Raw genomic sequence first — 7423 nt, 5'->3', positions numbered from 1 at the left:
CGCTCCGGACCAGCACCCCGCTCCACCAACAAACGCGCCAGACGATTCGCCCGCGCATTCACCTCGGCATACGACAGCTCCACACCCTCGAACACAAGCGCCATCGCCTCAGGAGTCCGCGCCACCCGCTGCTCGAACGCCTCCGGCAGCGACACCCACGGAACCTCGACCTTCGTGGCGTTCCGAACCTCCAGCAGCTCACGCCGCTCGACGTCCGACAGCACCTCCAGCTCGCCCACCGGGCGGTCGGCATCGGCCACCGCCGCGGCGAGCACCCGTCCGAACCGCTCCACCAGGCTCTCGGCCGTCGCCCGGTCGAAGAGGTCGGTAGAGAACTCCAGGACGCCGACGAGGCCGTCGGGCCGTCCATCGGGGGCGGTGCGCTCGGCGACGCTCAGGAACAGGTCGAACTTGGCGGAGCCCATGGCCGTGAGGCTCTTCACATCGAGGCCCGTCATGGTGAGCTGGGCCTCTTCGTTGTTCTGGAAGGTCAGCATCACCTGGAACAGCGGGTGACGCGACAGCGAGCGTTCCGGGTTGAGAACCTCCACGAGGTGCTCGAACGGCACGTCCTGATGGGCGTAGGCGGCCAGGTCGGTCTCGCGGACCCGCTCCACCAGCTCGCGGAAGGTGGGAGCGCCGGAGAGGTCCGTCCGCAGTACGAGGGTGTTCACGAAGAAGCCGACGAGGTCGTCGAGCGCTTCGTCCGTACGTCCGGCGATCGGCGAGCCGATCGGGATATCCGTCCCGGCCCCGAGCCTCGACAGGAGCGCGGCGAAGGCCGCGCGCACGACCATGAACACACTCGCGCCGGCCTCTCGGGCCAGCTCGGTCAGGCCCGCGTGGACCTCCGCGTCCATGTCCAGCGCCACCTGGTCGCCCCGGAAGGACGCCACCGCCGGACGGGGGCGGTCGGCCGGGAGTGCCAGCTGTACGGGCAGATCGGCCAAGCGGCTTTTCCAGTAAGCGATCTGACGGCTCAGCAGGCTGTCGGGGTCGGACTCGTCGCCGAGCAGCTCGCGCTGCCACAGCGCGTAGTCGGCGTACTGCACCGGCAGCGGCTGCCACTGCGGAGCGTGTCCGGCGGCCCGTGCCTCGTACGCCTCCGCCAGATCCCGCGCCAAGGGTGCCATCGACCAGCCGTCACCGGCGACGTGGTGCAGCACCACGACCACAACATGGGCTCCGTCGGGCAGGGCGAACAGGGTGGCCCGAAGCGGCGGTTCGGATCTCAGGTCGAAGCCCTGTCCGGCCATCGCCGCGATCGCGCCGTCGACGTCTTCCTCGCCCATCTCCCTGACCGGCATGTCCACCGTGGCGTCCGCCGCGTCGAGGACACGCTGGACCGGCACGCCGTCCTCGCCCTCGGGAAAGAGCGTGCGCAGCGACTCATGGCGCACGACGACGTCGGACAGCGCGGCCCGCAGCGCCTCCCGGTCCAGCGCGCCCGCCAGGTGGAAGGCGAGAGGCACGTTGTATGTGGCGGCCTCGGCACCCTCGAAACGGTTCAGGAACCACAGGCGCGACTGGGCGAAGGACAGGGGCACCGTCTCCGGGCGCACGGCCGGTGCCAGGGCGCGCCGTGCCGCTGCGGCGCCCGCGATGCGCTCCGCGAGCCGCGCCACCGAGGGTGCGTCGAACAGGTCCCGCAGCGGCACCTCGACGCCGAGGACGGTGCGGATCCGGCTGACCACGCGGGTCGCGAGGAGCGAGTGCCCGCCGAGGTCGAAGAAGCCGTCGTCGATGCCGACCCGGTCCAGGCCGAGCGTCTCGGCGAAGATCGCGCAGAGGGCTTCCTCGCGGCCGTCGCGGGGGCGGCGCTCCGAGGCCGCGTACCGCGGTGCGGGCAGCGCGCGCCGGTCGAGCTTGCCGTTGGGGGTCAGCGGCAGCTCGGGCAGGGGCACGATCGCGGCCGGGACCATGTAGTCGGGCAGGACCGCGGCGACGGAGCGCCGCAGGTCGCCCGGTTGCACTGACGCCCCGCCGTGTGCGGGCACGACGTACCCGACCAGGCGCCTGTCTCCCGGGCGGTCCTCACGGACCACCACGACCGCCTGGGAGACGCCCGGGTGGCGGGTGAGAGCGGCCTCGATCTCGCCCGGCTCGATGCGGAAGCCGCGCAACTTGACCTGGCCGTCGGCACGTCCGGCGTACTCGAGGCTGCCCGTGGCATTCCAGCGGGCGAGGTCGCCCGTGCGGTACATCCGCGAGCCGGCGGGACCGTAGGGGTCGGCCACGAAGCGTTCGGCGCTGAGGGCCGGGCGGCCGAGGTAGCCGCGGGCCAGGCCGTGACCGGCGATGTACAGCTCTCCGGTGGTGCCGGAAGGCACCGGCCGCAGGGCCGCGTCGAGGACATACGCCCGGGTGTTCACCAGAGGGCTTCCGATGGGCGGAGTGGCGATGGGCCGGATGCCGGGGCTGGTGGGCGCGGTCACCTCGGCCAGGGTGGAGACAATAGTGGCCTCGGTCGGACCGTACTCATTGACGACGGCGGCGGCGTGCGCGCACAGCGTCTCGGCGAGGGCAGCGGACAGCGGCTCACCGCCGGTCACCACCCGCAGCCCGCGGACCATGCCCGGATCGTGCGTCACCAGCGTCTGCCACAGCGACGGCGTCGCGTTCAGGACGGTGGCTCCGGTATCGCGGATCAGCCGGCCCAGCACCGCGGGGCGGGACACGTCGTCCCGGTCGGCCAGCACCAGGCGGGCACCGCAGACCAGCGGCAGCAAAACCTCCATAGTGGCAACGTCGAACGCCGCCGTCGTCACGGCAAGGAGCCGGTCATCCGGTGTCAGGGGAAGCCGTTCGCGCAGCGCGACCAGCTGGTTGGCAAGGGCCGCGTGCGCAACGACCACGCCCTTGGGGATGCCCGTCGAACCCGAGGTGTAGATCACGTACGCCGCGTCGTCGGGCACCGGTCCGTACACCTGCGGCTCGCCGTCCGCATGGTCGGCGAAGCCGCCCGCCATCTCGTCGAGGCCGAGCACCAGCTGCGGTGCGGCGTCCTCGCACATGAATTCCACGCGCGAGGACGGGTGTTCGGGGTCGATGGGAACGTAGGCACCCCCGGCCTTCAGCACGCCGAGGAGGGCCACGACCAGGTCCACCGACCTCGGCAGCGTCAGCGCCACGCGCCGCTCGGGTCCGACGCCGCGCTCGACGAGCCAGTTGGCGACCCGGTTGACTCGGACGTTCAACTCGGCGTACGACAGGGTCACTTCGCCGTGCACCACGGCCGTGGCGTCCGGTGTGGCGGCGGCCTGGCGCGCGAAGAGAGCAGGCACGGTGAGGTCCGGGACCGGGGCCGCGGTGTCGTTCAGGCCGTGCAGCAACCGCTCACGCTCGCCCGGCCGGAGTACGTCGGCGGCGCCGATCCGCAGCCCGGGGTCGCCGACCATCTGCCGGAGCAGGCCGTGGAACCGCTCGGCCATGGCCTCGACGGTCTCGTGGTCGAACCGGTCGGTGGCGTAGCGGAAGGCGCCCATGAGCCCGTCCGCGCCGCCGTCGTCCGTGCGCCGCTCGCCGAGCGTGACGGCCAGGTCGACCTGGATGACGTCCATGGGCGTCGCGGCGGCGGACACGGTGAGTCCCGGCAGGGCCAGTTCGGCCTGCTCGTTGTTCTGGAAGGCGAACATCACCTGGAACAGCGGGTGATGGGACATCGACCGGATGGGATTGAGAACCTCCACCAGCTGCTCGAAGGGCACGTCCTGGTTGGTGTGGGCCCCCAGATCGGTCTCCCGCACACGGTCGATTAGTTCACGGAAGGTGGGGTCGCCGGACAGATCGGTGCGCAGCACGAGGGTGTTCACGAAGAAGCCGACGAGATCGTCGAGCGCTTCGTCCGTACGTCCGGCGATCGGCGAGCCGATCGGGATGTCCATCCCGGCCCCGAGCCTCGACAGGAGCACTGCGAGGGCCGCCCGCACGACCATGAACTCGCTGGCGCCGCAGGCACGGGCGAGATCCGTGATCCCCCGGTGAAGATCCGCGTCCAGCGTGAACGGCACGAGGCCGCCGCGGTTGGTGGGGGCAGCGGGGCGGGGCCGGTCGGCCGGCAGCTCCAACTGCTCCGGAAGGGAGCCCAGTTGTTGCTTCCAGTAGGCGATCTGCCGGCCGAGCGGGCTTTGCGGGTCGGACTCCTCGCCAAGGGCGTCCCGCTGCCAGAGCGCGTAGTCGGCGTACTGGACCGGCAGGGGCTCCCACTCCGGGGCACCGCCCGCGGCCCGGGCGGCGTAGGCGGTGGCCAGGTCGCGCGCGAGGGGGACCATGGACCAGCCGTCACCGGCGATGTGGTGGAGGACGACGACCAGGACGTGGGTGTTGTCGTCGATCGCGAATAGCTCGGCGCGCAAGGGACGTTCGGCAGTCAAGTCGAACCCTCGCTGCGCCGCCCGGGCGATCGCTTCGGCGACCTCGTTTTCGCGGATCGGCCGGGTCGGGAGCATGATCTGCGTGTTCTCAGAGACTCCTTCGGCGCCGCTCCCGGCTACGGGGAGCACGTTCTGGTAGGGGGTGCCGTCGGGTGCCTCCGGGAAGACGGTGCGCAAGGTCTCGTGGCGGGCCGTCAGGTCGTCGATGGCCGCGCGCAGAGCGTCCCGGTCCAGTGTCCCGGTGAGCCGCAGGGCGATGGGGATGTTGTACGTGGCGGCCTCGGCGCCTTCGAGACGGTTGAGGAACCACAGGCGCCGCTGAGCGTACGACAGCGGGACACGGGCGGGCCGCACGGCAGGACGCAGCGCGGCCCGTGCGGTGTCCGCCTGCTCGACACAGCGCGCCAGCCGCTCGGCCGTGGGACCTTCGAAGAGGGAGCGGAGGGGCAGTTCGACGTTCAGAACGGTGCGGATGCGGCTGATCACGCGGGTGGCCAGGAGCGAGTGGCCGCCCAGTTCAAAGAAGCTGTCGTCGATACCGACCCGCTCCACTCCGAGCACCTCGGCGAAGATCTCGCATAGAGCTCGTTCGCGTTCCGTGCGCGGGGCACGGAACGCGACGACCGCCGCGTAGTCGGGGGCGGGCAGGGCGTGCTTGTCGACCTTGCGGTGGGCGGTCAGGGGCAGCTCGGGCAGGGTGACCACCGCGGCCGGGACCATGAACTCGGGCAGCAACTCACCGACGTACTGCCGGATCTGGCCCGAGTCCAGGAACGTACCGGGCTGCGACGGGACGACGTAGGCGACCACGCGTTTGTCGCCCGGACGGTCCTCACGGGCGAGGACGACCACCTGTGCCACTTCGGGGTGGGACAGGAGTGCCGCCTCGATCTCGCCCAGCTCAATACGGAAGCCGCGGACCTTGACCTGCTCGTCGGCACGGCCGACGTACTCGAGCTGTCCGTCGCGGCGGCGACGCACCACGTCACCGGTCCGGTACATCCGCTCCCCCGGGCCCGCGAACGGGTCCGGCACGAAACGCTCCGCCGTCAGAGCCTGACGGTTCAAATAGCCGCGAGCCAACTGCGCGCCCGCCAGGTACAGCTCGCCAGGGACGCCTGCGGGGACGGGGTTCAGGCGGTCGTCCAGCACATAGGCGCGGGTGTTCCACACCGGCCGCCCGATCGGCGGCACGCCGGTCATGTCTGGCGTCAGCGGCTCACTCGACGTAGACGCCACCGTCGCCTCGGTCGGACCGTAAATGTTCACCATCCGACGCCCACGCGACCACGTGCGGGCCACCTCCGCCGAGCACGCCTCACCCGCCACCACCAGCGTCAACCCCGACGGAAGCCCGCCGGACTCCGCCAGCACCGGCAACGTCGCCGGCGGCAGCGTCGCATGCGTCACCCCGAACTCCGCAATCAGCTCACAGAGCTGTGCGCCAGGGACCAAGCGCTCCGCCGACCCCAGCACGAGGGCCGCACCTGCCAGCCACGCCGGCCACACATCCGCCACCGCCGCATCAAAACTCGGCGACGCAAACTGCAGCAGACGGCTTCCGCCATCCACACCGAGCCGGGCGATGTGATCCCGCGCCAGATTCACCACCCCCGCATGCCCGACCACCACACCCTTCGGCCGCCCCGACGAACCCGACGTATAAATCACATACGCCGGGTGATCGGGCCGCAGCGAGACACACCGCTCCCCCTCCACCAGATCCGCACCGGACTCGGACACCACCGCATCCGCTACGTCCTCCAGGACCAGCACCTGGCATCTACCCGGTACGACGGCTCGTACGGACGCATCGGTGATCACCACTGCGGGAGCGGCGTCTGCAAGGACGTACGCGATGCGCTCCGCCGGGTACTTAAGGTCCACCGGAACGTACGCAGCACCCGCCTTCAGGACCGCCAGCATCGTCACCAACAGCTCCGGCGAACGCGGCAACATCAGCGCCACCAGGCCCTCAGGTCCCACACCCCGGCTGATCAGGAATCGGGCGAGGCGGTTCGCCCGCGCGTTCAGCTCCGCGTAGCTGAACTGAATATCCTCGAACAACACCGCCGTCGCCTCCGGCGTCCGCGCCACCTGCTCCTCGAACGCCACCGGCAACGACACCCACGGAACCTCAACCCGCCCCCCCTGCCAACCCGACTGCAGGGCTTCGTGCTCCTGCAGGGACAGGACCTCCAGCTCACTCACATGGCGATCGGGATCCGCCACCACCGCGGCCAGCACACGGCTGAACCGCTCCACCAATCCCTCGACCGTCACCCGGTCGAACAGATCCGTAGCGAACTCAAAACCGCCCACCAGACCGGCCGGCGTCCCCTCACCGTCAAACCGCTCGGAGAGCCCCAGCGAGAGGTCGAACTTCGCAGCGGCGCCGTCGCTCTGCTCCGTGCTCAGCGAAAGGCCGGGGAGCCGCAGTTCGGACTGGTCCTGGTTCTGGAAGGCCAGAGCCACTTGGAAGAGAGGGTTCCTGGCCATGGAGCGGACCGGGTTGAGGACTTCGACGAGGTGCTCGAAGGGCACGTCTTGGTTCGCGTAAGCCGCCAGATCGGTCTCGCAGACGCGGTCGATCAGCTCACGGAAGGTGGGGTCGCCAGAGAGGTCGGTCCGCAGCACGAGGGTGTTCACGAAGAAGCCCACGAGGTCGTCGAGTGCCTCGTCCGTACGGCCCGCCATCGGCGAGCCGATCGGGATGTCCGTGCCCGCTCCCATCCGCGACAGCAGCGCCGCGAACGCCGCCTGCACCACCATGAACACACTCGCACCCGACTCGCGGGCCAGCCCGGCGAGACGACCGTGCAGCTCCGCGTCCAGCGTGAACGTCATACTGTCGCCACGATAGGAGGCGACGGCGGGGCGTTGACGGTCCGTTGGCAGTTCCAACTGCTCGGGCAGGTCGGCCAGTTGTGTTGTCCAGTAAGTGATCTGTTGGCCGAGCAGGCTGGCCGGGTCGTTCTCGTCGCCCAACAGCTCCCGCTGCCACAGTGCGTAGTCCGCGTACTGCACCGGCAGCGGCGCCCACTCCGGAG

General features: G+C 70.5%; 1 protein-coding gene. It reads right to left on the bottom strand.

Annotated elements, in window-relative coordinates:
• Positions 1-7423, bottom strand: a 7423-nt coding sequence (locus ACH4DX_RS35685; RefSeq protein WP_398158151.1) for an amino acid adenylation domain-containing protein, incomplete at both ends; no start/stop codon positions are given.

The sequence above is a fragment of the Streptomyces sp. NPDC017940 genome (assembly GCF_044328435.1).
In the GTDB taxonomy this organism is placed as follows: Bacteria; Actinomycetota; Actinomycetes; order Streptomycetales; family Streptomycetaceae; genus Streptomyces.
The sequence above is the reverse complement of the archived record's forward strand: the minus strand, read 5'-3'. Positions and strand labels throughout refer to the sequence as shown.